A 25,522-nucleotide genomic window follows, 5' to 3' on the forward strand; every position below is an offset into this window, starting at 1 on the left:
GTCCCACCCCGGCTCCCACGCCGGCGCCGCCCGCGGGCAGGCCGAGCGCCGGGGCGGCCAGCGGCGGGACGGCCAGGACCGGAACCGCGATCGGCGCCATCGGCGCCACCACGGGCACAGCAGGCAGGCCGGGCACGGAGTTGATCACGCTGGGGTTGATCGGCGCGGGTTCGTCGCCCGGTGCCTGTTCACCGGGCTGGTCGGACGGGACATCACCGGTCGGACCGTCGTTGTCGTCGTCCTGGGGGTCGGACAGGCCGGTCGACGACGTCGTGGTCGTCGTCGTTTCGGTGGTCGTCGTCGTTTCCGTGGTCGTCGAGGTCGTCGACGACGTAGAAGGCGACGTGGGCGGCGTGGTGGACGGTGTGGTCTTCGTGGTGGGAGTGCTGCTGCGGGACGCCGACGGATCATCGCTGGGTTCGGGAGACCCGGAGCCGCCGGTGCCTGACTCGTCGCCGGTGGGCGGATTCTTGTCGCGGTCCGGTGCGGCGGTGCCCCCGGTGTCCTGGCTCTTGTCGTCACTCGAGCCGGTACCGGCGGTGCCGTCGCTGGTGCCGGCTCCGTCGTCAGGATGCGCGACGGCCATCGCGCCGCCGAGGCCGGTGAGGAAAAGTCCTGCAGCCACCAGGCAGGCCGACGCGGCGATACGTACCCGCGAACCCACCGGGACACCCCCTCCATCCCCCGTGCGGCCCGGTTGCTCCGGCCGCTGTGACGATTGTCGCACAATAACGAGGCCCCGTTTGCTGCAGTTTTGCACTCGTTGCCCGGGTCACCACCGCGACCGTCGCCGCGCGACACCCGGACGCTAGGGTTGGACAGCACCGATGTGGCCGTGCGCAGCGGCCGGCCAGACGAGGACCGGGAGGCAGCGGGGTATGGGTTTGTTCAAGCGACGCAAAAGCCGCGCCACCCGGCGAGCCGAAGCCCGGGCGATCAAGACCAAGGCCAAGCTCGAGGCGAAGCTGTCGGCCAAGAACGAGGTGCGCCGCTACAAGGCCGAGCAGAAGGCCGAGGCCAAGGCGGTCAAGGCGCAGCTGCGGGCGCTGCGCGAGAGCGACCGCACCGCGCTCAAGGTTGCTGAGACCCAGCTCCGCGCCGCCAGGGAGGGCAAGCTGTTCTCCCCCTCCCGGATCCGGCGGGTCCTGACCGTCACCAGGCTGGTGGCCCCGATCGTCGTCCCGCTCGTGTACCGCGGGTCGATAGCCGCCCGGGGCTTCGCCGATGAGCGCCGGGCCGACCGCCTCGGGGTGCCGCTGAGCCAGCTGGGGCAGTTCTCCGGGCAGGGCGCGGAGCTGTCGGCCCGCATCGCCGGCGCCGAGCAGTCGTTGCGGCTGGTGGCCGACAAGAAGCCCAAGGACGCCGAGACCAAACAGTTCGTCGCCGCGATCACCGAACGGCTCAGCGACCTGTCGGCCGCGGTCACCGCCGCGGAGAACATGCCGACCGCCCGCCGACGCGCCGCGCACACCGCCATCTCCGGTCAGCTCGACGGGATCGACGCCGACCTGATGGCGCGGCTCGGCGTGGCGTGAAGTTCGATGTGATGCAGAGTCCGCCTACGCGCTGGTTGGTTGCCGTCGTCACGACGGTGGTGCTCGCGGTGAGCGCGCTGGCCGGGGCCGGGCCCGCGGCCGCGCATGCCGCCCGCATCGCCGAGGATCCGGTCCCCGACTCCGTGCTGACGCAGGCGCCGACGCGGGTGAGCGCGACGTTCAACGAGGCCATGCAGACCGCGTTCGCGGCGATGACCGTCGTGGGCCCGGACGGCAACCTGTGGTCGACCGACGAGGTCGCCGTGGAGGGCCCGGTGGTGTCGGTGGGCGTTCGGCCGCTCGGTCCGGCCGGCCGGTACACGGTCAACTACCGCGCCACGTCGGCCGACGGGCACGTGGTGTCCGGTTCCTGGTCGTTCGAGCTCTCCGTCGGCGGCACCGGCACGCCGGGGCCCTCGGCCGCCGCACCCGCAGAAGAGCCCGCAGACGGCGACATGCCGGTGTGGCCGTTCGTGCTCGTCGCGTCCCTGCTGGTCGGAGCGGGCGCGGTGTGGGCGGCGCGTCGGCGCACGTGACCCCGCCGCCGCCGGCGCGGGCGGTGGCCGGTGGGTTGGCCGTGGTGGCCGCGACGTCGGTGGTCGCCTGGGCGCTGGGGGCACCGCAGAACTCGCTGGGCGCGACGGCCGTTCGTGCGGTGGCCGACTGCGCCGGTGCCGTCGTGCTCGGTCTGTCGGTGATGGCGTTTCTCGACACCGGCCGGCACCGCGCCGAACTGGTGCGGTCGGCGGCTCCCGCGCTGGCGGTCGGCGCCGCGGTGTGGCTGCTGGCCGAAGTCGTCCGACTCCTCGTGGTCACGGCCCAGGCCGCGGCGCTGCCCGTCGGCGGTGTGGGCGTCGGGATGTTCATCGACTTCGTCGTCCACACCAATCCCGGCCGGGCCGGATTGGTCAGCGCCGTCGCCGCAGCGGCCGTGTGCGCGACGGCCGTCGCCGCCCCACCCACCGCCGCCTCCGCATACGTCACGGGCGGGATCGCGGCCGCCGGGCTCACCGCGCGCACCCTGGCCGGGCACCTGACCGAGAGCGCGCTGGGCGGGGTCTCGGTCGCGGTGCACACACTCGCGGCCGGCCTGTGGTGCGGCACGCTGGCCGGGCTGCTGCTCACGGTGCGACACCGCGGGCAGTGGGCGCGGGTGCTGCCGCGGTTCTCGACGCTGGCGCTGGGCTGCGTCGCGCTGCTGGCCGTGCTGGGCGTGGCCGGAACGTTCGCCCGGCTCGACTCGCCGGCGCAGCTGTGGGACACCGGATACGGCCGCGTGCTGACGGCCAAGCTGATCGTCACCGCGGCACTGCTGGTGCTGGCCTGGCGTAACCGGACCGGCTGGTTGCCCGCCGCCCGCGGCCACCGGGCCACCGCGGGGCTGTCCCGCACGCGTTCGCTGGCCGAGCTGGCGATCATGGCCGCGGCGCTGACGCTAGCCGCGGCGCTGGCCGTCACCGGATGACGCTCATGCGCGGCCTGGCATGATGGAGCCACCCTCGCCGACCCCGGAAACCGTGAAGGAGCAGCCTCGATGGCAGACCCCCAGGATGGGTCCGACGAGCAGTCCGGTGCCGCCGGCCCGGCGGACGCCGCGGCACCCACTCCCCCGGTGACGCCACCGCCCGCCAAGAAGGCCCCGGCGAAGAAGACCCCCGCGAAGAAGACGGCCGCGAAGAAGGCTCCCGCCAAGGCCGCGAGGAAGGCCCCGGCCAAGAAGGCGCCCGCCAAGAAGGCCCCGCCGAAGAAGGCGCCGGCCGAGCAGCCACCCACTGATCCGACGCCGTCCGTCGCGGCGCCGGCCACGTCGCCCGCCGCGCTGGTCGACCCGTCCGGCGACCTCGCGTCGGCCGCCGAGCAGACCGCGGCGCAGGCGAAGTCGACCGTGGCCGCTGCCGACAACCCGGTGTCGGGCCGGGTGCCGGCGCCGGTGTCCGACTCCGACGATTCCCGACTGCCGCTGGCCGCGGCGGTCGCTGCGGGCGTGCTGCTGCTGCTCGCCGTCCTGGTCGCCCGCCGCCGCTGATTCCTCCTTGACCCTGACGCGACGTCAGGGTGCACAGTGGGCCTCATGGAAGCCCGCACGGTGGGCACCGTCGCCAAGATGACCGGTGTCTCGGTACGCACACTGCACCACTACGACCACATCGGTCTGGTGGTGCCCAGCGCGCGCACCGCGGCGGGCTACCGCCGGTACACCGATGCCGATGTCGAACGCCTGCACCTGGTGCTGGTGTACCGGTCGGTGGGCTTGGCACTCGAGCAGATCCGCACGCTGCTCGACGATCCCGCCGCCGACGTGCTCGCGCATCTGCAGCGCCAGCTCGAGCTGTTGCACGAGCATGCCGACCGGGTTGGCCACACGATCAAAGCAGTGGAGGAACTCATGGACGCACACCGCAGCGGTATCCAGCTGACCGCGGCCGAACAGGTCGAGATCTTCGGCACCACCGCCTTCGGCGACGAGTACGCCCGCGAGGCGGAGGAACGCTGGGGCGACGGCGACGCCTGGAAGCAGTCGCAGCGCCGGGCCGCCGCCTACACCAAACAGGACTGGATCGAGATCAAGGCCGACAACGACGCGCTGCTGGCCGATCTGGCCGCGGCCAAACGGGCAGCGGTCGCGCCGGGATCCCCGGAGGCCGACCGGTTGGCCGAACGCCACCGCGCGTCGATCGAGCGGTTCTACGACTGCGACGACCGGATGCAGATGTGCCTGGCCGACATGTATCTGGCCGACGAGCGATTCACGCGCTATTACGACGACGTGGAACCGGGGTTGGCGCAGTACCTGCACGACATCATCGCGGCGCGCACGGGTGGCTAACATCGGGCGGTGACCATCGAACCCCGCGCCACCGCAGACCTGGTCGACGACATCGGCCCCGACGTCCGCAGTTGCGATCTGCAGCTGCGCCAGTTGGGCGGACGCCCGCAGTTCGCCGGCCGCGTCACGACGGTGCGCTGCTTCCAGGACAATGCGCTGCTCAAGTCGATCCTGTCCGAACCCGGCGACGGCGGGGTGCTGGTGATCGACGGGGACGGGTCGCTGCACACCGCGCTGGTGGGCGACCTGATCGCGGCGCTGGGCCGCGACAACGGGTGGAGTGGGCTGATCGTCCACGGCGCGGTGCGCGACGCATCGACGCTGCGCACGCTCGACATCGGCATCAAGGCGCTCGGCACCAACCCGCGCAAGAGCACCAAAACCGGTGCGGGAGAGCGCGACACACCCGTCGAGTTCGGCGGAGTGAGGTTCCACCCCGGCGACGTCGTCTACAGCGACGACGACGGCATCGTCGTGGTCACCCCCTAGCACCTCGGTCCGCGAGCAGACATGAAAGTGCCCCGAAACGGTGGTTTCGGGGCACTTCTGCGTCTGCTCGGCGGGGGACTCAGACCGCGACGGGTGCGCGGTGCTTGGAGAACTGCAGCGCCTCGTCGTCGACCTTGCCGTGGCGGATCAGCCGCATGTCGATGAAGTAGTTCTGCTTGAGCCGCCACGGCGCCACCGACCCCGACTTGGGCAGCCGGTCGAGCGCCCGCAGCACGTAACCCGGCGTGAAGTCCAGAATCGGACGTTCCTCGACGGAGTTGCCCGGATGCTGCGGGACGACGGTGTCGAACCCGTGGGCGTCCATGTAGTTGAGCAGGCGGCAAACGAACTCGGAGACCAGGTCGGCCTTCAGCGTCCAGGAGGCGTTGGTGTAACCGATCGTGAACGCGGAGTTCGGCATACCGGTGAGCATCATGCCCTTGTAGGCCATCAGGCCGTTGAGCGGAACCTCTTCGCCGTTGCGGTAGATCGTCGCCCCGCCGAACAGCTGCATGTTCAGACCTGTTGCGGTGACGATGATGTCGGCCTCGAGCTCCTCGCCGGAGGACAGCCGGATGCCGTTGGCGGTGAAGGTGTCGATGGTGTCGGTGACGACGTCGGCCTTACCGGACTTGATGGTCTTGAAGAAGTCCCCGTTGGGCGCCAGGCACAGTCGCTCGTCCCACGGGTTGTAGCTCGGGCCGAAGTGCTTCTCGACGTCGTAGCCCTCGGGCAGCCGGCGCTGCGCCATGGTGAGCAGGGTTTTGCGCATGAACTGCGGGAAGCGCCGGCTCAGCTGGTACTGGGCCGACTGGAAGATGATGCTCTTCCACCGGATCGCGAATGCGGACAGCTTCGGCGGCAGCAGCCGGTCGGCCTGCACGGCGAACGGGTCGACGTCGGGCAGGGAGCCGATGTAGGTGGGTGAGCGCTGCAGCATCGTCACGTGGCCGGCACCCGACTTCGCCAGTGCCGGAATGAGCGTCACGGCCGTCGCGCCGCTGCCGATGACGACGATCTTCTTGCCGGCGTAGTCGAGGTCCTCCGGCCAGTGCTGCGGGTGCACGATGGTGCCTGCGAAGTCGGCGGCGCCCGGGAACTCCGGCGAGTAGCCCTCGTCGTAGTTGTAGTAGCCGCTGCAGGCCATCAGGAAGCCGCACTGGATCTCGCGCTGCTCACCGTCGGCCTCGATGCAAATGGTCCACCGGTTCTCGGCGTCGGACCACTCGACCGAGGTGACGCGCTGCCCGTAGCGGATCTTGCGGTCGATGCCGTACTCGGCGACGGTCTCCTTGAGGTAGCTCAGGATCGAGGCGCCGTCGGCGATGGACTTCTCCTGCGTCCACGGCTTGAACCGGAAGCCGAGCGTGTACATGTCGGAGTCGGAGCGGATGCCCGGGTACTTGAACAGGTCCCAGGTGCCGCCGAGGTTCTCGCGGCGTTCGAGGATCACGTAACTCTTGGACGGGCAGCGCTCCTGCAGGTGGTAGGCGGCGCTGATGCCGGAGATCCCGGCCCCGACGATCACGACGTCGACAAATTCGGTCATGTTGTCAAGTTATCAACGCCACGTCGAGATAGTCAACAGTGTGTTGAGAAATTCGACACCGTGTAAAGTCGAACAGGTGACCGCCGCCAGCCACGCCCGCACCCGGGCCCGCCGATCCGCCCGCCCGTCGGGCGACGAACGTGAGCAGGCGATCCTGACCACCGCCGAGGACCTCCTCGGCCGGCGCGCGTTCGCCGACATCTCGGTCGACGACCTGGCCAAGGGCGCCGGCATCTCCCGGCCGACGTTCTACTTCTACTTCGCCTCCAAGGACGCGGTGCTGCTGCGGCTGTTCGAGCAGGTGATCGTCGAGGCCGACACCGCGCTGGAGAAGCTGGTGTCCAACCCGCCCGAGGACCGGATGGCGATCTGGCGCACCGGCATCAACGTGTTCGTCGAGACGTTCGGCTCACACCGCGCGGTGTCGCTGGCCGCGGACGCGTCGCGCACGGCCAACCGCGAGGTCCGCGATCTGTGGTCGAGGTTCATGCAGAAGTGGGTCGATCACATCACCGCGGTGATCGAGGCCGAACGCGCTCGCGGGGCCGCCCCGCAGACGCTGCCCGCGGCCGATCTGGCCGCGGCACTGAACCTGATGAACGAGCGCGTGATGTCCACGGCGTTCGCGGGGGAGCGGCCGGCGGTCTCCGAAGCCAAGGTGCTCGACACCCTGGTGCACATCTGGACCACCAGCGTTTATCACGACGCACCCTGATCCGTCGGCCCGGCATGCGAACATATGTTCGTGTCCGGTGCGACGTCAGCCACCGGTCGGCCTCCTGCGTCGGCCTCCATCCTGCATGCCGACCTCGACTCGTTCTACGCCTCCGTCGAGCAGCGTGACGACCCGGCGCTGCGCGGCCGGCCGGTGATCGTCGGCGCCGGGGTGGTGCTGGCGGCGAGCTACGAGGCGAAGGCGTACGGGGTGCGCACCGCGATGGGCGGCCACCAGGCGCGCCGGCTGTGCCCCCAGGCGATCGTCGTCCCGCCGCGGATGGCGGCGTACTCCCAGGCCAGCGCCGACGTCTTCGAGGTCTTCCACGACACCACGCCGGTGGTCGAACCCCTGTCGGTCGACGAGGCGTTCCTCGACGTGTCCGGGCTGGGCCGGGTGTCGGGCACCCCGGTCGACATCGGCGCCCGGCTGCGCGCCGACGTGCGGGAGCGGGTGGGGCTGCCGATCACCGTCGGGATCGCGCGGACCAAGTTCCTCGCCAAGGTCGCCAGCCAGGAGGCCAAACCGGACGGGCTGCTGCTGGTGCCGCCCGATCGTGAGCTGGCGTTCCTGCACCCCCTGCCCGTGCGCCGGCTGTGGGGTGTCGGCGCCAAGACCGCCGAGAAGCTGCACGCGCACGGCATCGAGACCGTCGCGGACGTGGCCGAACTCGGTGAGTCGACGCTGGCCGCCATGGTCGGCGGCGCCATGGGCCACCAGCTGTACGCGCTGTCGCACAACATCGACCGCCGCCGGGTGGTGACGGGCGTGCGGCGGCGGTCGGTCGGGGCGCAGCGGGCGCTGGGCCGGCGCGGCAACACCATGTCGGCGGCCGAGGTCGACGCGGTCGTGGTCAACCTCGTCGACCGGATCACCCGCCGGATGCGCCGGGCCGACCGCACCGGCCGCACCGTGGTGCTGCGGCTGCGTTTCGACGACTTCTCCCGCGCCACCCGCTCGCACACGATGCCGCGGGCGACGGCCTCCACCGACGCGGTGCTGGCCGCCGCCCGCGAACTCGTCGCGGCCGCCGCCCCGCTGATCGCCCAGCGCGGTCTGACGCTGATCGGGTTCGCGGTGTCCAACATCGACCGCGACGGCGCCCAGCAGCTCGAGCTGCCGCTCGACCACCCCGACGCCACCGCCGAGGCCGGGGCGCTCGACGCCGCGGTGGACGAGGTGCGCACCCGCTACGGCGCCGCCGCCCTCACCCGCGGTGTGCTACTCGGCCGCGACCCCGGTCTGGAGATGCCGCAGCTGCCGGACTGACTCAGGCGGCGATGTCGCGGCTCCACACCCGGTGTTCGCCCAGGCTCTCGATCAGCGAGGCGACCAGCGCCGCCGGGTCCGATCCGCTCAGGACGCCCTCGGCAGCGGCGTCCACCCCCGCCCGGCCCAGCAGATCGGAGCCCTGCGGCAACACCGCAATCCCCTTGAAGTGCCGGAACATCTCGTCGACGAGGATCTTCGCCTGCACGGTGGCAGGCGAGCCCGCGATCACCACAGCGTCGAACTCGATGGAACGCGCCGTCGCGTACGTCCGCGAGACCGGCACGCTGCCGCCCTCGTGCGTCAGGGTGCCGCCGTGCGGCGCGACCACCAGGGGCACCAGCTTCGCCGAGCCCAACGCGTCCACGGCGGTGGCGACGTCGTTGATGTCGGAGCCCGGACCGACGAGGACGGCGATGTTGCGGCCGTCGGTCGGCCAGCGCTGACCGATCTGGGACACCGCGGGGCTGAGCTGGCCCGGCTCGACGGGAGCGACGGTGGGCGCGGGCGGCTCGAGGCCCAATCCGGCGGCGACCGTCGCGCACAGTTCGGAATCGATGTTCGCCAGCACGGCCAGCTGACGCTCTTTGATCGCCTGCTCGTAGCACTTGCCCAGTTCGAAGGTGTACGCGTCGGCGACGTGCGCCTGTTCGACAGGGCTGAGGCTGCGGTAGAACATCGACACCTGGCTGAAGTGGTCGTCGTAGGAGGCCGGTGCGGCACGGACTTTCGTCGCCGCGGCCACCACCGCGGGCACCTCGATGAAGGCGCCCGTAGCCGCACCCGCCATGAACGGGCACCCCCCGTCGAGCGAATTGGGTTGGTAGGGAGCCACACCGGGATGCACGGCATGCTGATGGAAGCCGTCCCGCAACATGTCGTTGACCGGTGCGTGCGGCCGGTTGATCGGGATCTGACCGAAGTTGGGGCCACCCAGCCGACTGAGTTGCGTGTCCAGATACGAGAACAACCGCGCCTGCAGGAGCGGGTCGTCGGTGACGTCGATTCCGGGCGCCAGGTGGCCGGGGTGAAACGCGACCTGTTCGGTCTCGGCGAAGAAGTTGGTCGGGTTGCGATTGAGCTGCATGGTGCCGATCACCTGCACCGGGACCAGTTCTTCTGGCACGATCTTCGTGGGATCGAGCAGGTCGATGCCCTCGAACATCTGGTCCGGCGCATCGGGCATCACCTGCACACCGAGATCCCATTCGGGGTAGGCGCCCTTCTCGATCGCGTCGGCGAGGTCGCGGCGGTGCAGGTCCGGATCCATTCCGGCGGCGATCTGCGCCTCTTCCCACACCATCGAGTGCACGCCCAGACGCGGCTTCCAGTGGAACTTCACCAGCGACGTCGACCCGTCCGGCCCGGTGAGCCGGAAGGTGTGGACGCCGAAGCCCTCCATCATCCGGTAGGAGCGCGGAATGCCGCGGTCCGACATGTTCCACATGGTGTGGGCCTGAGCCTCGGTGTGCAGGGACACGAAGTCCCAGAACGTGTCATGAGCGCTCTGGGCCTGCGGGATCTCACGGTCGGGATGCGGTTTCGCGGCATGGACGACGTCCGGGAATTTGATGCCGTCCTGGATGAAGAACACCGGGATGTTGTTGCCCACGAGGTCGAACGTGCCTTCGTCGGTGTAGAACTTGGTGGCGAAGCCGCGGGTGTCGCGCACCGTGTCGGCCGATCCGCGCGACCCCAGCACGGTCGAAAACCGGACGAAGACAGCGGTTTCCGCGTCGGACTTCAGGAACCCGGCCTTGCAGATCTTCTCCGCGGTGCCGTTGGCGCGGAACACGCCGTGCGCCGCGGCACCGCGGGCATGCACCGCGCGTTCGGGGATACGCTCATGGTCGAAGTGGGTGATCTTCTCCCGCAGGTGGTGGTCCTGCAGCAGGGTCGGGCCGCGCTGCCCGGCCTTGAGTGAGTGGTCGGTGTCGTACAGCCGCGCGCCCTGGGCCGTGGTGAGGTACTCCCCCTGCTGCCCCCGCGCTGTCTGTCCACCGCCGACCGAAAGTCCGGTCGCAGTGCGCAAGTCGGGTCCGCCCTGATCCGGCTTGGGCGGCAGCGGCTCCCGCGGGGTGGTCGGCTCATCGAACATCGCCGGCTCCGGACCGGGTGCGCCGGGTATGTACTTCGGACTGTGTTGCTGCAGCCGCTCGGCGGCTTCCTTCACCCTGTCCTTGGCATCCTTGACGACGCTCTTGATCGTCTCTTTGGCTCCGCGGTCCTGCGCCATGGGCTCCCCTTCGTCGTTCCATGTCAGTGCGGGCACATCCACCGGACCCGTCGACACGCTCCCGCGGGGATACCTCTGCGATCGGCCGCTAAACGCCGCTCGTCCACTCCAGTAGCCGCTCGGCCGGCCAGGTGTTGACGATGCGGTCGACAGGGACGCCCGCATCCAGCGCGCGCTGCGCGCCGTAGCCGAGGAAGTCGAGTTGGCCGGGGGCGTGGGAGTCGGTGTCGATCGAGAACACGCAGCCGATGTCGAGGGCCAGGTTGAGCAGCCGGGTGGGTGGGTCTCGTCGCTCGGGCCGGGAGTTGATCTCGACGGCGGTGCCGTGGTCGCGGCAGGCGGTGAACACCTTCTCGGCGTCGAACGTCGACTCCGGCCGCATCCCGCGGCCGCCGGTGACCAGCCGGCCGGTGCAGTGGCCGAGAACGTCGGTGTGCGGGTTGGCGACGGCCTTGAGCATGCGCCGCGTCATCGCGCCGGACTCCATCGCCAGCTTCGAGTGCACGCTGGCGACCACCACGTCGAGCCGCTCGAGCAGCTCGTCCTCCTGGTCGAGCGAGCCGTCCTCGAGGATGTCGACCTCGATTCCGGTCAGGATCCGCAGCGGAGCGACGGTGTCGCGCAGTTCGTCGATGACGTCGAGCTGTCTGCGCAGCCGGTCCGGGGACAGGCCGTTGGCGATGGTCAGGCGCGGGGAATGGTCGGTCAGCGCGCAGTACTCGTGGCCGAGGTCGCGCGCGGTGAGCATCATCTCCTCGATCGGCGCGGATCCGTCCGACCAGTTCGAGTGCACGTGCAGGTCGCCCTTGAGCGCGGCGCGGATCTCACCGCCGCCGAGGTCGGTCGCGTTCTCCCGCAGGTCGACGAGCGCGTCGGGTTCGCGGCCGGCCCATGCCTGCGCGATCACCTTGGCGGTCTTGGGGCCGATGCCGGGCAGGCTCTGCCAGCTGTTGGCGGCGCCATGGCGCTCGCGCTCGGCCTCGGTGAGCCGTTCGACGACGTCGGCGGCGTTGCGGTAGGCCATCACCCGCCGGGAGTCCTCGCGCGCCCGGTCTTTGTAGTACGCGATCTGGCGCAGCGCGGCGACGGGATCCATGGCTCCAGTGTGCCTTCAGGCCGCGAGCCGCTCCGCCAGCACGTCGACGCCCGGCCCGGTCAGCTCCGGCAGCGCCGCTGCCCGCCCGGACGCCGCGAGCAGCAGCGACAACACCGGCCCGCCGACCTCAGGCCCCGCGCCGACCCGCAGGGCGCAGTCCGTCGCGGCGAGCGTGAGGCCGGCGACGCGGTCCCGTCCGCCGGCGAACCGTTCGCGCGCGGTGTGCTCGACGGCGCGCGCCACCCACTCGGTCGGGTATTCGCGGGTGATGCCGAGCGGCCTGCGGACGTCCTCGCCGTGGATGACCACTTCCTCGATGCGGGTGATGAGCGGCACCGGCGGGGTATCGCTGCGTCCACAGACCGCGCGCAGCGCGGCCAGCGTGTCGGCCGGGTCCGCGCGCCGTTCGGCGGCGACGCCGTTGGCCACCTCGCGGTCGAAGTCGAACCGGGCCCGGGCCAGTGCCACCACGAACCCGAGCCGGCCCTGGCGGGCCGACGACACCAGGTGTGCCACGACGTCGTGCACGTCCCATCCGGCGCACAGCGACGGCGTCGCCCACCCCCCGGCGGTCAGCGGTTCGAGATCGTCGGCCAGGGCGCGGCGCTCGGCGTGCACCACCGCCCAGAGGTCACGCACGCCAGTGCGGGTCGCGGCCGCTCAGCCCGACGATGCGCTCGATCGCCGGGGCGGCGCCGTCGACGGGTACGGCCGGCCCGAACAGACCCTCGGTGCCGGCCGGATCGAACTGCGCGAGGTGCTCCAGGCAGGCATGGGCGGTCGGCTCGTCGCAGTCGTAGTGCCGGCCGGTGGCGACCGCGAGATCCCAGCCGTGGATCACCACCTCGGCCAGCGCGACCGCGCCGGCCACCTGGCCCGGCAGGTCGACACCGCCGGCCCGGGTCATCCCGGTCCACGCGTCGGCATCGCGCCACGCCTGCGCCAGCGCCGTCAGCCGCTGCGGGTAGAGGCTGCGCCAGCCGTCGTCGAGCGGGGCGTGCTCGTCGGGCGGGGTGTCGGTCCATTCGCCGAGGTCCTTGCGGGCCGCGGCGGTGAAGGCCGCCGACAGACCGCCGATGTGCGCGACCAGGTCACGCACCGTCATGGATTCGTTGGGGGTGGCGCCGCCGAGCGCATCGTCGGGCACCGAAGCGACGAGTCCGGCCGTGCGCTCGCAAGCCGAGGTCAGATCGATCATGTCCGTATGGACCGGCGCGGCGGCCGAAACTCATCGGCGATCGCCAGGTCGCGGACTAACCTCGGATCACGTGCGCTTCGCCTTCAAGACCTCACCGCAGAACACCACCTGGGCCGAGATGCTGCCGATCTGGCAGGCGGCCGACGGCATCGACGTCTACGAATCCGGTTGGACGTTCGACCACTTCTATCCGATCTTCTCCGACTCCACCGGGCCGTGCCTGGAGGGCTGGATCACGCTGACCGCACTCGCCCAGGCGACCACGCGGCTGCGGGTCGGCGTGCTGGTCACCGGCATCCACTACCGGCACCCGGCGGTGTTGGCCAACATGGCCTCGGCGCTGGACATCGTCTCCAACGGGCGGCTGGAGCTCGGGATCGGCGCGGGCTGGAACGAGGAGGAGTCCGGCGCGTACGGCATCGAGTTGGGCAGCGTCAAGGAGCGCTTCGACCGCTTCGAGGAGGCCTGCGCGGTGCTGACCGGACTGCTCACCCAGGAGACGACGACGTTCGACGGGCGGTTCTACCAACTCAAGGCCGCCCGCAACGAGCCCAAGGGGCCGCAGCAGCCGCATCCGCCGATCTGCATCGGCGGCAACGGCGAGAAGCGCACGCTGCGGATCACCGCCCGCTACGCCCAGCACTGGAACTACGTCGGCGGCCCGCCCGAGGAGTTCGCCCGCAAGCGCGACGTGTTGGCCTCGCACTGTGCGGACATCGGCCGCGATCCGAAGGAGATCATGCTCTCGGCCCACGTCCGCCTCGGTGCGGACCGGGACTACGCGAAGGTGGTCGCCGAGGCCGCCGCGCTCGGGGACGAGGGGTTGGACCTGGCCATCGTGTACCTGCCGCCGCCATATGACGCCGCGGTCCTGGAGCCGCTTGCCGAGGCGATCCGCGACTCAGGCCTTGTCACGGTTTGATAACGATGAGGCAAAGATGCGGTCGCGGCATCGTTCGGGCCGCGACCGGTGCGGTTCGGATTAGCTAGACGCCGTAACGAAGCAGCTCGTCGGGGGTGATGAGGCGTTCGTGCTTGGCCGGGAACTCGCGGCTCTTGACGGGGTGGCGGAACAATGACCAGGCGATTCGACCCACCCGGGACCGGGTTAGCGGGCTGAGGGACACGGTGATCACTCCTGCGGTAAACCAATTGCTGAACCGTGGGCTACCTTATCGCAATACCCACACCAAGTCATTAGAAACTGCGGCGGCGGCAAAGGACACTAGGCGCGCCGGTCGAGTGACGGAAGTTTCTGGCGTGATCTGTGTGATCACCGTGACCTGCGACCGGCGCAGCGGCGGGCCTCGGCACGACGCCCAATGCGAAAACCTGGGCGGGATCTCGTCGGAGATCCCGCCCAGGTTTCACACTCGACAGATCGCCGGCACGGCCGACGGTCAGCAGGTCAGCGCTGCGGCACCGCGGTGGGTTTGATCGGCGCCGGGAGCGCGGTCTTTCCCATCAGGTAGCGGTCGACGCCCGCGGCCGCGGCACGGCCCTCGGCGATCGCCCACACGATCAGCGACTGCCCGCGCCCCATGTCCCCGGCGACGAACACGCCGGGCACCGAGGTGGCGAAGTCCGCGTCGCGCACCACGTTGCCGCGTTCGTTGAGCTCCACCTTGAGGTCGCTGAGCAGGCCGGCCTTCTCGGGGCCGACGAAGCCCATCGCCAGCAGCACCAGATCGGCCTCCAGCTCGAAGTCCGAACCCTCGACGCGTTCGAACTTGCCGGCCTTCATCTCGACCTCGTGCACCTTGAGCGACTTCACGCGCCCGTTCTCGTCGCCGCAGAACTCCTCGGTGTTGACCGAGAAGACCCGCTCGCCACCCTCTTCGTGCGCCGAGGACACCCGGAACATCAGCGGATAGGTCGGCCACGGCGTCGAGTCGGCGCGCTCCTCCGGCGGGCGCGGCATGATCTCGAACTGGTGCACGCTGGCCGCGCCCTGCCGGTGCGAGGTGCCCAGGCAGTCCGCGCCGGTGTCGCCGCCGCCGATGATGACGACCTTCTTGCCCTTGGCGGTGATCGGCGGTTCGCCGTCCTCACCGAGGACGTCGTCACCCATCTGAACGCGGTTGGCCCACGGCAGGAATTCCATGGCCTGGTAGATGCCCTCGAGTTCCCGGCCGGGGATCGGCAGGTCCCGCCAGGCGGTCGCCCCACCGGCCAGCACCACGGCGTCGAACTCCTTGCGCAGCTCGGCCACGCTCAGGTCGACACCGACGTTGACCCCGGTGCGGAACTCGGTGCCCTCGGCCGCCATCTGTTCCAGGCGGCGGTCGATGTGGCGCTTCTCCATCTTGAATTCGGGGATGCCGTAGCGCAGCAGGCCGCCGATGCGGTCGGCGCGTTCGAACACCGTGACGGTGTGCCCGGCGCGAGTCAGCTGCTGCGCGGCGGCCAGACCCGCGGGCCCGGAGCCGACGACGGCGACCTTCTTGCCGGTCAGCCGGTCCGGCGGCATCGGCACGACCCAGCCCTCGTCGAAGGCGTTGTCGATGATCTCGACCTCGACCTGCTTGATGGTCACCGGATCCTGGTTGATGCCGAGCACACACGACGCCTCACACGGCGCCGGGCACAGCCGCCCGGTGAACTCCGGGAAGTTGTTGGTCGCGTGCAGTCGCTCGATCGCGTCGCGCCACCGGTCCTTGAAGACCAGGTCGTTCCATTCCGGGATCAGGTTGCCCAGCGGGCACCCATTGTGGCAGAACGGGATTCCGCAGTCCATGCAGCGAGCCGCCTGGGTCTGCAGTGTCTCGTGGGAGAACTCCTCGTAGACCTCTTTCCAGTCGCGCAGGCGCAGCGGCACCGGCCGCCGCTGCGGCGTCTCGCGATGGGTGTACTTGAGAAAACCGCGCGGATCAGCCACTGGCGGCCGCCATGATCGCCTCGTTCAGGTCGGCACCGGTGCGCTCGGCATCGGCGATGGCGGTCAGCACGCGCTTGTAGTCGCGCGGCATGACCTTGACGAAATGCTTCACTTCCCCATCCCAGTCGTTCAGGACCCGCTGTCCCACAGCGGAATCCGTGGCATCGACATGCGCCTGCACCATGCCGCGCAGGAACTCGACGTCTTCGTCGTCGAGGCCCTCGAGCTCCACCATCTCGGCGTTGAGGTTCTCGGCGAGCGTGCCCGCGCGGTCGTACACGTAGGCGACACCGCCGGACATGCCTGCCGCGAAGTTGCGTCCGGTCGGCCCGAGGATCACCACCTTGCCGCCGGTCATGTACTCGCAGCCGTGGTCGCCGACCCCTTCGACGACCGCGACGGCGCCGGAGTTGCGGACCGCGAAGCGTTCGCCGACCTGGCCGCGCAGGAACATCTCACCGCTGGTCGCCCCGAACAGGATGACGTTGCCTGCGATGATGTTGTCCTCGGCGAGGTAGTCGGTCGGGGCGTTGTCGGACGGCCGCACGACCACCCGGCCACCCGAGAGGCCCTTGCCCACGTAGTCGTTGGCGTCGCCGTACACGCGCAGCGTGATGCCGCGCGGCACGAACGCGCCGAAGCTGTTGCCCGCCGACCCGTCGAACGTGATGTCGATGGTGCCGTCGGGCAGCCCCTGCCCGCCGTAGGCCTTGGTCACCTCGTGGCCGAGCATCGTGCCGACCGTGCGGTTGACGTTGGCGATCGTGGTCGTGAACTTGACCGGCTTCCCGGTGTCGAGCGCCTCGCGACACATCACGATCAGCTGCTGGTCGAGCGCCTTGTCCAGGCCGTGGTCCTGACGCGAGCTGCAGTACAGATCCTGATTCATGAACGCCGACTCGGGCTCGTGCAGCACCGGGGTCAGGTCGAGCTTGTGGGCCTTCCAGTGCTCGGCCGCCCGGGTGGTGTCCAGCGCGCCGACCTGGCCGACCATCTCGTTGACCGTGCGGAAGCCCAGCTCGGCCATCATCTCGCGGACCTCTTCGGCGATGAACATGAAGAAGTTCTCGACGAATTCGGGCTTGCCGTTGAACCGCTCGCGCAGCACCGGATTCTGGGTGGCGACGCCGACCGGGCAGGTGTCGAGGTGGCAGACCCGCATCATGATGCAGCCCGACACCACCAGCGGTGCGGTGGCGAAGCCGAACTCCTCGGCGCCCAGCAGCGCGGCGATCACCACGTCGCGGCCCGTCTTGAGCTGACCGTCGACCTGCACCACGATGCGGTCGCGAAGGCCGTTGAGCAGCAACGTCTGCTGGGTCTCGGCCAGGCCGAGTTCCCACGGCGCGCCGGCGTGCTTCATCGACGTCAGCGGCGTCGCGCCGGTGCCGCCGTCGTGCCCGGAGATCAGCACCACGTCGGCGTGCGCCTTGGACACCCCCGCCGCGACCGTGCCGACGCCGTTCTCGCTGACCAGCTTGACGTGCACGCGGGCCTGTGGGTTGGCGTTCTTCAGATCGTGGATCAGCTGCGCCAGATCCTCGATCGAGTAGATGTCGTGGTGCGGCGGCGGGGAGATCAGCCCGACGCCCGGCGTGGAATGCCGCACCTCGGCCACCCACGGGTACACCTTGTGCCCCGGAAGCTGGCCGCCCTCACCGGGTTTCGCGCCCTGGGCCATCTTGATCTGGATGTCGGTGCAGTTGCTCAGGTAGTGGCTGGTGACCCCGAAGCGGCCGGACGCCACCTGCTTGATCGCGCTGCGGCGCCAGTCGCCGTTCTCGTCGCGGTCGAAGCGCTTGACGTCCTCGCCGCCCTCACCGGAGTTGGACCGCCCGCCGAGGCGGTTCATCGCGATCGCCAGTGTCTCGTGCGCCTCGGCGGAGATCGAGCCGTAGCTCATCGCACCGGTGGAGAACCGCTTGACGATCTCGCTGGCCGGCTCCACCTCGTCGAGCGGCACCGGCGGGCGGATCCCGTCGCGGAAGGTCAGCAGCCCGCGCAGCGACGCCATCCGCTCGGACTGATCGTCGATCAGCTTGGTGTACTCCTTGAAGATCGAGTACTGCCCGGTACGGGTGGAGTGCTGCAGCTTGAAGACGGTGTCGGGGTTGAACAGGTGGTACTCGCCCTCGCGGCGCCACTGGTACTCACCGCCGACCTCGAGTTCGCGGTGTGCGCGCTCGTCGGGGCGGTCCAGGTAGGCCAGCGCGTGGCGGGTGGCGACGTCGGCGGCGATGTCGTCGAGATCGATGCCGCCGGTCGGACAGTGCAGGCCGGTGAAGTACTCGTCGAGCAGCTTCTGGTCGATGCCGATGGCCTGGAACAGCTGCGCACCGGTGTAGGACGCCAGCGTGGAGATGCCCATCTTGGACATCACCTTGAGCACACCCTTGCCTGCGGCCTTGACGTAGTTGGCCTTGGCCTGATCACTGCTGATGCCGCTGATCACACCCCGGTCGACCATGTCCTCGATGGACTCGAACGCCATGTAGGGGTTGATGGCGGCGGCGCCGAAGCCGCACAGTGCGGCCATGTGGTGGACCTCGCGGGCGTCGCCGGCCTCGACGACCAGCCCGACCTGGGTGCGGGTGCGTTCCCGGACCAGGTGGTGGTGCACGGCCGCCACGGACAGCAGCGACGGGATCGGCGCCATCTGCTCGTTGGACTCGCGGTCGGACAGCACGATGATGCGGGCGCCGTCGCGAATGGCGCCCGACACCTTGGCGCGCACGTTGTTGAGCGCCTCCTTGAGGCCCTGGCCGCCGCGGTTGACCGGGTACAGGCAGCGGATCACCGCGGCGCGCATACCGTGCTTGTGCCCGCGGATCTCGTGGTCGGGGTCGACGCAGATCAGCTTGGACAGTTCGGCGTTGCGCAGGATCGGCTGCGGCAGCACGATCTGCCGGCACGACTCGGGCCCGGGGTTGAGCAGGTCGCCTTCGGGGCCGACGGTGCCCTGCAGGCTGGTCACCACCTCTTCGCGGATGGCGTCCAGCGGCGGGTTGGTCACCTGGGCGAACAGCTGCTGAAAGTAGTCGAACAGCATCCGCGGCCGCTGGGACAGCACGGCGACCGGGGTGTCGGTGCCCATCGAGCCGATCGGCTCGGCACCGGTGCGCGCCATCGGCGCCACCAGCAGGTTGAGCTCCTCGTAGGTGTAGCCGAACGCCTGCTGACGCAGCACCACGCGGTGATGCGGCATGCGCACGTAGTCACCCTGGGGCAGCTCGTCGAGGTGGAACAGCCCACCCTCGAGCCAGTCCGCGTACGGGTGCTCGGCAGCGAGTTCGGTCTTGATCTCCTCGTCGGAGACGATGCGCCCCTGCGCGGTGTCGACGAGGAACATGCGGCCGGGCTGCAGGCGCATCTTCTGCACGACGGTGGCCGGGTCGAGGTCGAGGACGCCGGCTTCGGAAGCCATCACGACGAGGCCGTCGCGCGTGACCCAGATGCGCGAGGGGCGCAGGCCGTTGCGGTCGAGCACGGCGCCGATCACGGTGCCGTCGGTGAAGCACACCGAGGCCGGTCCGTCCCACGGCTCCATCAGCGACGCGTGGTACTGATAAAAAGCCCGGCGGGCGGGGTCCATCGACTCGTGGCGCTCCCAGGCCTCCGGGATCATCATCAGCACCGCGTGCGGCAGGCTGCGGCCCCCGAGGTGCAGCAGCTCGAGCACCTCGTCGAAGCGGGCGGTGTCCGACGCCCCGGGGGTGCAGACCGGCACGATCTTGTCGAGGTCGGCGCGGGTACCGAACACGTCGGTTTTGATGAGCGCCTCGCGGGCCCGCATCCAGTTCTCGTTGCCGGTGACGGTGTTGATCTCACCGTTGTGCGCGACCCGCCGGAACGGGTGGGCCAGCGGCCACGAGGGGAACGTGTTGGTCGAGAAGCGGGAGTGCACGATGCCCAGCGCGCTGGTCAGCCGCTCGTCCTGCAGGTCCAGGTAGAACGCGCGCAGCTGCGGGGTGGTGAGCATGCCCTTGTAGACGAAGGTCTGCCCGGACAGGCTCGGGAAGTACACGGTCTCGCGGCCGGGTCCGTCCTGGCCGGGGCCCTTGGTGCCGAGTTCGTGCTCGGCGCGCTTGCGCACCACGTAGGCGCGGCGCTCGAGCTCCATGTCCGAGGCGCCGGCGAGGAAGATCTGCCGGAACGTCGGCATCGCGTCGCGGGCCAGGGCGCCGAGCGACGAGTCGTCGGTGGGCACGTCGCGCCAGCCGAGCACCTGCAGACCCTCGGCCTCGGCGATCTTCTCGACCGCCTCGCACGCCGTGGCCGCATCCTTCGAGGACTGCGGGAGGAACGCGATGCCGGTCGCGTAGCTGCCCGGTTCAGGCAGGTCGAAGTCGACGACCGCGCGCAGGAACTCGTCCGGCACCTGCAGCAGGATGCCGGCACCGTCGCCGGTGTTGGGTTCGGCGCCCTGGGCGCCGCGGTGCTCGAGGTTCAGCAGGGCCGTGATGGCCTTGTCGACGATGTCGCGGCTGCGTCGTCCGTGCATATCGGCCACCATGGCGACGCCACATGCATCGTGCTCGTACGCGGGGTTGTACAGCCCACTGGGCGCTGCTGGCATCCCACCTGACCCTTACTCTCGAACCTTCGGCGAAGCTAGTGCGCCGCTGCTCGTCGCAACGGCGTTAGCCGACGGGGCGGAGGCGGTCCTCTGTGCAGCACTGAACAGCGGCCTTTTCCCTACTCGCCACAAGTGGACAAAACGATAGGTCAAACACCGCCTGACATGCCAACTTAGTCGAACCTAACTATACTCGCCGGTCAGGTTGCCGACGGTGGACCGGCGGTCCCGCCGGCAGCGGGTAACGCGCTGCGGCCCTTGCCGTTTGGTGCCGCAGGCACGTCGCCCGGCGGCACCCCCGCCCGGGGACTCCGGTTGCTGAGCCGGTCGAGAAATTTGCTGGAAGTCCATATCGACGGCGTTTTGGTGCATTTGTGAGTGTCGTGGCGTTTGCGCAAAACCTAGCCAGATTCTTAAGAAGCCGAACGACCACCCCGTCGGCACCCGCATCCGCGAACCGCCGCGCCCGGCAGCTCCGACCGCTCCGGAATTCCGTTGCGCCACAGGGCCGGTCGAGTGGCGCACTTACCGAGTGGGCATTCGTGGCCCCCGACCGGCAAACTCATGAGGCGATGTCACACCCACTCAACACCCCGATCGGCCGGTTCGGGATCACCACCTGCGAGGGCACCGGCGACACGGCCATCGCCACGCTGCCCGTCCACGGCCTGGTCAATCCGCTGACCGGGCTGTCCACCACCGCGCCGTTGGCGATGCTGCTCGACCACGTCGGCGGCCTGGTCAACCATCTGCGCCGCGGCCCCGACGAGTGGACGTTGTCGACGGAGCTCTCGGTGGAGGTGGTCGAAGAAGCCGCTGACCTCATCACCGCCGACACCGCCGGGGTGACCGCGCGCGCATGGCCGGTGGCCGACAAGGCCCACACCGCATTGGCGCTGTGCGAGTTCACCCACCGCGACACCGTGATCGGTACGGGCAGTGTGCGCTCCTACTACATCACCGGCGCCGAGTTCACCGACCATCCCGACGACCCCGTCCACCACGAGGCCAGAACCGGTCTGGCCGCGATGATGGCCGTCGAACCCGACGGCGCCACCGCGCTGCGCCAGCACGCCGACCCGGTACTGAACAACCTGCTGGGCATCGTGCACGGCGGGGTGGCGGCCAACGGCCTGGAACTCGTCGGATCGGCCGCACTCAACGCCGGCCGCGCGGACGCGCCGCTGCGCACCGGATCGCTGCGGGTGAATTTCCTGCGCAAGCTCATCGCGGGTGGCGAATGTCGCTACACCGCAACGGCATTGCGGGTCGGCCGCAACACCGGCGTGGCCGAGGCGACGGCCGTCGGCGCCGACGGCCAGATTGCACTGACCGCGCGAATCACCGGCTACCGCTAGGACCGGCCGCACACCGGCTTCGCCGCCCGCCGACTTTTCGGTCCATCCCGCCCTGCCGGAATGTGATCCGTGCCACTCTCGACCCCGGGTGTTCGTCCGCGACGGGAAGGGGTTGGCATGCGCGAACCGACGATGCTGCACAGGCTGGCAGCCGAGTTCATCGGAACGTTCTGGTTGGTGTTCGGGGGCTGCGGCAGCGCGGTGTTCGCCGCGAAGTTCACTTCCGCCGACGGCTACGCATTCGGCATCGGATTCCTCGGGGTCTCGCTCGCATTCGGCCTCACGGTGCTCACCGGCGTGTACGCGTTCGGCACGATCTCGGGCGGACACTTCAATCCCGCGGTCACGCTGGGCGCAGCGCTGGCCCGCCGGGTCGAGTGGCGGGTGCTGCCGGCGTACTGGGTCACCCAGGTGATCGGTGCGCTGGTGGCCGGGCTCGTCATCTACCTCGTGGCCAAGGGACGGGAGGGCTGGTCGGCGACGGGCAACATGGCCGCCAACGGGTACGCGAACCACTCGCCCGGCGGCTACTCGTTGTGGGCGGTGCTCATCGCCGAGGTGGTCCTCACCGGCATCTTCCTGCTGGTGATCCTCGGGTCCACCGACGATCGGGCGCCCAAGGGGTTCGCCGGACTGTCCATCGGGTTGACCTTGACGCTGATCCACCTGATCTCGATCCCCATCTCGAACACCTCGGTCAACCCGGCTCGCTCCACCGGTGTGGCGTTCTTCAACGGCAACGAGGCGCCTGCCCAACTGTGGGCGTTCTGGCTCGCGCCGCTGGTCGGCGCGGCCATTGCGGGCGTGGCCTACCCGTACCTGTTCGGCCGCCACGAGGAGTTGGCCGACCGCCCGGTGCGCGACGATGCCCTCGACATCGACGAATCAGGCCCGCGCCGGGAGACGCGGGCCTGATCGAGGCGTCCTGCTAGCCGGCGGTGCCGTTGTTGCGCACGCTCTTGGCGGCGCCCTTCTCGGTCGTCTCGCCGGAGTGCTTGAGCTCGCCACCGGAGTTCTCCAGGTGCGCCCGCACGAACCACTGGAACTTCTCGAGTTCCGCGGCGTGGCCGATGAGCATGTCGTTGGTCACCGGGTCGGGTTCCTCGGTGGCCTCGATGTTCTTGCGGGTGTCCTCGATGACGCCGTCGTAGACGAGGTCCAGCGCCGCCAGGTGGGCCTGCACGGTGTCCCGCTCCAGCGAGTAGTCGTCCCACGACCGGTCGGAGATGATGGCGCCCGGGGTGCCCTTCGGGGAGCCGCCCAGCGTGGCGATGCGCTCGGCGACCTCGTCGGCGTATCCGCGGACCAGTTCGACCTGCGGGTCGATCATCTCGTGCACGCCGATGAAGTTCGGCCCCACGACGTTCCAGTGGATGTGCTTGAGCGTGAGGTGCAGGTCGTTGTAGCGACTCAGCTGCTTCTGCAGCAGCTCCGCGACCTGAGCGCCCTGCTGATCCGTCATGCCGGGAACGGTGTATGTCATGAAAACAGCTCCTTTGCGCGCGTGATCAAGTCCTGGCCTCGGTCTACCCGTCGTGCCGACGGCGTAATCAGGGGTCAGGTCCTCGTCACAATTCCGCCAGGTTGGGGATCGCCTGGCGGGCGCCGAAGCGGGGGTTGTGCGCGAGCCCGCTCACTTCGAGCAGCCGCACCGCGCGATAGCGGTGGGGGCGCAGCGGTTCGAGCAGCTCGACCATTGCCGGGTCGTCGATGGGGTGGCCGAGCAGGCTCCAGCCGACGGTCTTGGCGAGGTGGTAATCCCCGACCGACAGGGCGTCGGCGTCGCCCCACGCCCGCTGTGCGGTCTCGGCGGCCGTCCACTCCCCCACCCCGGGCAGCGACATCATCGCGGTGCGCGCCTCGGCGGGCGGCCGGTTGGACAGCCGCTCCAGCGCGTCGGCCCGCTGCGCGCACAGCACGACGGTGCGGGCCCGCCCGGGATCGACGTTGGCGCGGTGGAACTCCCACGACGGGATGCGCCGCCACACGTGCGCCGGCGGCATGACGCGCAGGTGCGCGGGCCCGGGCCCCGGCGCGGGGCTGCCGTACCTGGTGACCAGCAGCCGCCAGGAACGGAACGCGTCCTTGCCGTGCACGCGCTGTTCGAGCACCGCGGGGATCAGCGCTTCGAGCACCCGGCCGGTGCGGCCCAGCCGCAGGTGCGGCACGCGCCGGTGAGCGCGGGCGACGGTCGGTTCGGCCGGGTCGAAGCCGGTGCGGTCGTCGTCGGCACCCAGCAGCGCCGCGGCGCCGTCGAGGAACTCCGCCGCGCCGGGCCCCCACGCGTCGACGTCCACCACGTCGGGCGCCGACTTGGTGATGCGCGCGGTGACGGCCCCGCTGGGCGGGGCGCTGGTGCGCCAGATCGCGCCGTCGGCGGCGACGTGCAGGCACGGGTCGCCGAAGCCGCGGCGATGCGGCGACAAGGTCAGCGCCGGGCTCGCCGGTCCGGCGAACACGACGCTGCGCCGCAGTGGCCGATCAGCCCGCACGGGCGCCTCCGAACGTGCCTGACAAGTGGTGACGTGTTGATGACGAAGAGCCGGGAATGGTTTTCCGGACGGGGGGTATGGACAGAAACAACCCTAGTTTGTAGGTGTCGGACTGGGTTGGCCGTCGGAAGGGTTGGCGTTGAGCGGCGTCGAGAATCGGCTGGTCGCCGCTGCGGTGCGCCCGGTTGCCGCGGGCGGCGGCCTCGCGGACATGCCCTTCGACGACTGGCGGGACGAGGTCCGCCGCGCCTCGATCGACGCGGTGGCCGGCTTCGTCGCCGACCGCTGTGCCACCGACCTGCGACTGACCGGCGTCGACGTCGCGACCGACGTGCTGGCCGACTTCGTCAGCGACGGCAAATGCCTGCGCTCGACGTTCACCTATCTGGGCTGGCTGACCGGCGCGGAACCCGACGACGCCGCGGTCCGCGCGGCCGCCAGCTTCGAACTTCTGCACATCTTCGCGCTGCTTCAGGACGACGTGATGGACGATTCGCCGCTGCGCCGCGGCCGGCCCGCCGCCCACGTGCGCTTCGCGCAGTGGCACCGCGACCACGGCCTGGGCGGTTCCGCCGAACGATTCGGCGCGTCGGCGGCGGTCCTGCTCGGTGACCTGTGCCTGGTGTGGGCCGGGCAGATGCTGCGGGAGAGCGGCCTGGCCTCCTCGGCGCTGAACCGGGCCTGGCCCCGCTACGACGCGATGCGCACCGAGCTGGCGGTCGGCCAGTTCGCCGATCTGGTCAACGACGCCGGCGGACGGCCCACACTGGAGGACGTGCTCGACGTGGCCCGGCGCAAGTCGGGGAACTACACGGTGCGGCGCCCGCTGGAGATCGGCGGCGCGCTGGCCGGCTGCTCCGAGGCGACGCTGAACCTGCTGAGCCGCTATGGCGCCGCGGTCGGCGAGGCGTTCCAGCTGCGCGACGACCTGCTCGGGATCTTCGGCGCCCCCGCGGTGACCGGCAAGCCCGCCGGCGGTGACCTGTCGGAGCACAAGGCGACCAGCGTCGTCGTCGCCGCGCACCGGCTGGCCGACCCGACGGTGCGCCGCCAGCTGGCCGAGCTGATGGCCCAGCCCGACCTCGGGGACGGCGACATCGCGCGGTGGCGATCCCTGATCGCCGCGACCGGCGCGGTGCAGTGGATCGAGCAGCTGATCGACCGGCGGCTGTCGCACGCGCTCGAGCGCATCCACACCGGTCAGCTCGACGACACCGTCCGCACGGCGCTGGTCAACATGGCCGCGGTGTGTACGCAGCGGGCCGCATGACGTGAGGGCTGCATGAACGCGACGAAGGCAGGAG

At 70.1% G+C, this 25,522-nt stretch carries 21 protein-coding genes and 1 pseudogene; 12 read left to right on the plus strand and 10 right to left on the minus strand.

What is annotated here, in order from left to right; translation table 11 throughout:
• Positions 1-664 (minus strand): annotated as a pseudogene (locus tag E4P42_RS27045) (hypothetical protein); the annotation flags it as partial.
• A 214-nt stretch (positions 665-878) separates the two neighbouring features.
• Between E4P42_RS27045 and E4P42_RS19580 the strand changes: the two are divergent.
• The 6 genes from E4P42_RS19580 to rraA all read left to right on the plus strand — a co-directional run bounded on the left by E4P42_RS19580 (position 879) and on the right by rraA (position 4,851).
• Complete coding sequence (locus E4P42_RS19580) at positions 879-1,535, plus strand: DUF6474 family protein (protein ID WP_135127737.1); 657 nt, start codon at positions 879-881, stop codon at positions 1,533-1,535.
• 11 nt (positions 1,536-1,546) lie between these two features.
• The gene (locus E4P42_RS19585) at positions 1,547-2,071 is read left to right on the plus strand and encodes a copper resistance CopC family protein (protein ID WP_135127738.1); all 525 of its coding nucleotides are present in this window, start codon (positions 1,547-1,549) and stop codon (positions 2,069-2,071) included.
• Entirely contained in the window at positions 2,047-3,000 is a 954-nt protein-coding gene (locus tag E4P42_RS19590; protein ID WP_167759554.1) for a copper resistance D family protein, read from the plus strand. The genes E4P42_RS19585 and E4P42_RS19590 overlap by 25 nt, the downstream gene beginning before the upstream one ends.
• A gap of 69 nt (positions 3,001-3,069) precedes the next feature.
• Positions 3,070-3,561, plus strand: a complete 492-nt coding sequence (locus E4P42_RS19595; protein ID WP_135127739.1) for a hypothetical protein — start codon at positions 3,070-3,072, stop codon at positions 3,559-3,561.
• A 45-nt stretch (positions 3,562-3,606) separates the two neighbouring features.
• Positions 3,607-4,362, plus strand: a complete 756-nt coding sequence (locus tag E4P42_RS19600) for a MerR family transcriptional regulator (protein ID WP_135127740.1) — start codon at positions 3,607-3,609, stop codon at positions 4,360-4,362.
• A 9-nt stretch (positions 4,363-4,371) separates the two neighbouring features.
• Complete coding sequence (rraA, locus tag E4P42_RS19605; protein WP_135127741.1) at positions 4,372-4,851, plus strand: ribonuclease E activity regulator RraA; 480 nt, start codon at positions 4,372-4,374, stop codon at positions 4,849-4,851.
• Positions 4,852-4,930: 79 nt separating this feature from the next.
• On the opposite strand, the gene E4P42_RS19610 is transcribed toward rraA, so the two are convergent.
• Positions 4,931-6,400: an NAD(P)/FAD-dependent oxidoreductase gene (locus E4P42_RS19610; protein WP_135127742.1), complete on the minus strand. Its 1,470-nt coding sequence runs from the start codon at positions 6,398-6,400 to the stop codon at positions 4,931-4,933.
• A gap of 76 nt (positions 6,401-6,476) precedes the next feature.
• On the opposite strand from E4P42_RS19610, the gene E4P42_RS19615 reads away from it, so the two are divergent.
• The gene (locus E4P42_RS19615; RefSeq protein WP_245234129.1) at positions 6,477-7,115 is read left to right on the plus strand and encodes a TetR/AcrR family transcriptional regulator; all 639 of its coding nucleotides are present in this window, start codon (positions 6,477-6,479) and stop codon (positions 7,113-7,115) included.
• Positions 7,116-7,139: 24 nt separating this feature from the next.
• Complete coding sequence (gene dinB / locus E4P42_RS19620) at positions 7,140-8,384, plus strand: DNA polymerase IV (RefSeq protein ID WP_135127744.1); 1,245 nt, start codon at positions 7,140-7,142, stop codon at positions 8,382-8,384.
• Position 8,385: 1 nt separating this feature from the next.
• Here dinB and E4P42_RS19625 read toward each other — a convergent pair whose 3' ends face one another.
• From E4P42_RS19625 to E4P42_RS19640, 4 genes are all read right to left on the minus strand, one after another.
• Positions 8,386-10,620 carry a catalase gene (locus E4P42_RS19625; protein ID WP_135127745.1) on the minus strand — a complete coding sequence of 745 codons (2,235 nt, stop codon included), beginning with the start codon at positions 10,618-10,620 and terminating at the stop codon, positions 8,386-8,388.
• Between the two features lie 88 nt (positions 10,621-10,708).
• Positions 10,709-11,716, minus strand: a complete 1,008-nt coding sequence (locus tag E4P42_RS19630) for a PHP domain-containing protein (RefSeq protein ID WP_135127746.1) — start codon at positions 11,714-11,716, stop codon at positions 10,709-10,711.
• Positions 11,717-11,731: 15 nt separating this feature from the next.
• On the minus strand, positions 11,732-12,355 hold the full coding sequence (locus E4P42_RS19635) for a maleylpyruvate isomerase family mycothiol-dependent enzyme (RefSeq protein WP_135127747.1): 624 nt from the start codon (positions 12,353-12,355) through the stop codon (positions 11,732-11,734).
• Positions 12,348-12,914, minus strand: coding sequence for a TIGR03086 family metal-binding protein (locus E4P42_RS19640; RefSeq protein ID WP_135127748.1), 567 nt, complete (start codon positions 12,912-12,914; stop codon positions 12,348-12,350). The genes E4P42_RS19635 and E4P42_RS19640 overlap by 8 nt, the downstream gene beginning before the upstream one ends.
• Before the next feature lie 70 nt (positions 12,915-12,984).
• Between E4P42_RS19640 and E4P42_RS19645 the strand changes: the two genes are divergently transcribed.
• Positions 12,985-13,836, plus strand: coding sequence for an LLM class F420-dependent oxidoreductase (locus E4P42_RS19645; protein ID WP_135127749.1), 852 nt, complete (start codon positions 12,985-12,987; stop codon positions 13,834-13,836).
• Positions 13,837-14,322: 486 nt separating this feature from the next.
• On the opposite strand, the gene E4P42_RS19655 is transcribed toward E4P42_RS19645, so the two are convergent.
• Both E4P42_RS19655 and gltB read right to left on the minus strand, forming a co-directional pair.
• A complete protein-coding gene (locus E4P42_RS19655) occupies positions 14,323-15,792 on the minus strand; it encodes a glutamate synthase subunit beta (RefSeq protein ID WP_135127751.1) in 1,470 nt (489 codons plus the stop codon).
• A complete protein-coding gene (gene gltB / locus E4P42_RS19660) occupies positions 15,785-20,368 on the minus strand; it encodes a glutamate synthase large subunit (protein WP_135127752.1) in 4,584 nt (1,527 codons plus the stop codon). Before gltB ends, E4P42_RS19655 begins: the two co-directional genes overlap by 8 nt.
• A gap of 572 nt (positions 20,369-20,940) precedes the next feature.
• On the opposite strand from gltB, the gene E4P42_RS19665 reads away from it, so the two are divergent.
• Together E4P42_RS19665 and aqpZ are read left to right on the plus strand one after the other, a co-directional pair.
• Positions 20,941-21,726: a PaaI family thioesterase gene (locus tag E4P42_RS19665; protein WP_135127753.1), complete on the plus strand. Its 786-nt coding sequence runs from the start codon at positions 20,941-20,943 to the stop codon at positions 21,724-21,726.
• A 117-nt stretch (positions 21,727-21,843) separates the two neighbouring features.
• A complete protein-coding gene (aqpZ, locus tag E4P42_RS19670; RefSeq protein ID WP_135127754.1) occupies positions 21,844-22,641 on the plus strand; it encodes an aquaporin Z in 798 nt (265 codons plus the stop codon).
• Between the two features lie 13 nt (positions 22,642-22,654).
• On the opposite strand, the gene dps is transcribed toward aqpZ, so the two are convergent.
• Positions 22,655-23,209: a DNA starvation/stationary phase protection protein Dps gene (gene dps, locus E4P42_RS19675; RefSeq protein ID WP_135127755.1), complete on the minus strand. Its 555-nt coding sequence runs from the start codon at positions 23,207-23,209 to the stop codon at positions 22,655-22,657.
• 85 nt (positions 23,210-23,294) lie between these two features.
• A complete protein-coding gene (locus tag E4P42_RS19680) occupies positions 23,295-24,218 on the minus strand; it encodes a DNA-3-methyladenine glycosylase (protein WP_135127756.1) in 924 nt (307 codons plus the stop codon).
• Between the two features lie 139 nt (positions 24,219-24,357).
• Between E4P42_RS19680 and E4P42_RS19685 the strand changes: the two genes are divergently transcribed.
• Positions 24,358-25,488 (plus strand): polyprenyl synthetase family protein, encoded by a 1,131-nt coding sequence (locus tag E4P42_RS19685; protein ID WP_135127757.1) that lies wholly within the window; start codon positions 24,358-24,360, stop codon positions 25,486-25,488.
• Positions 25,489-25,522 lie beyond the last annotated feature (34 nt).

Origin of the sequence: Mycobacterium sp. PS03-16 (genome assembly GCF_004570325.1) — a bacterium.
In the GTDB taxonomy this organism is placed as follows: Bacteria; Actinomycetota; Actinomycetes; order Mycobacteriales; family Mycobacteriaceae; genus Mycobacterium.

Excerpts from the sequence above, each read along its gene's own strand:
- E4P42_RS19580 (WP_135127737.1), top strand. The coding sequence starts at position 879 with ATGGGTTTGTTCAAGCGACGCAAAAGCCGCGCCACCCGGCGAGCCGAA.
- E4P42_RS19585 (WP_135127738.1), top strand. The coding sequence starts at position 1,547 with ATGCAGAGTCCGCCTACGCGCTGGTTGGTTGCCGTCGTCACGACGGTG.
- E4P42_RS19595 (WP_135127739.1), top strand. The coding sequence starts at position 3,070 with ATGGCAGACCCCCAGGATGGGTCCGACGAGCAGTCCGGTGCCGCCGGC.
- E4P42_RS19600 (WP_135127740.1), top strand. The coding sequence starts at position 3,607 with ATGGAAGCCCGCACGGTGGGCACCGTCGCCAAGATGACCGGTGTCTCG.
- E4P42_RS19610 (WP_135127742.1), bottom strand. The coding sequence starts at position 6,400 with ATGACCGAATTTGTCGACGTCGTGATCGTCGGGGCCGGGATCTCCGGC.
- dinB (WP_135127744.1), top strand. The coding sequence starts at position 7,140 with ATGTTCGTGTCCGGTGCGACGTCAGCCACCGGTCGGCCTCCTGCGTCG.
- E4P42_RS19625 (WP_135127745.1), bottom strand. The coding sequence starts at position 10,620 with ATGGCGCAGGACCGCGGAGCCAAAGAGACGATCAAGAGCGTCGTCAAG.
- E4P42_RS19630 (WP_135127746.1), bottom strand. The coding sequence starts at position 11,716 with ATGGATCCCGTCGCCGCGCTGCGCCAGATCGCGTACTACAAAGACCGG.
- E4P42_RS19640 (WP_135127748.1), bottom strand. The coding sequence starts at position 12,914 with ATGATCGATCTGACCTCGGCTTGCGAGCGCACGGCCGGACTCGTCGCT.
- gltB (WP_135127752.1), bottom strand. The coding sequence starts at position 20,368 with ATGCCAGCAGCGCCCAGTGGGCTGTACAACCCCGCGTACGAGCACGAT.
- E4P42_RS19665 (WP_135127753.1), top strand. The coding sequence starts at position 20,941 with ATGTCACACCCACTCAACACCCCGATCGGCCGGTTCGGGATCACCACC.
- aqpZ (WP_135127754.1), top strand. The coding sequence starts at position 21,844 with ATGCGCGAACCGACGATGCTGCACAGGCTGGCAGCCGAGTTCATCGGA.
- dps (WP_135127755.1), bottom strand. The coding sequence starts at position 23,209 with ATGACATACACCGTTCCCGGCATGACGGATCAGCAGGGCGCTCAGGTC.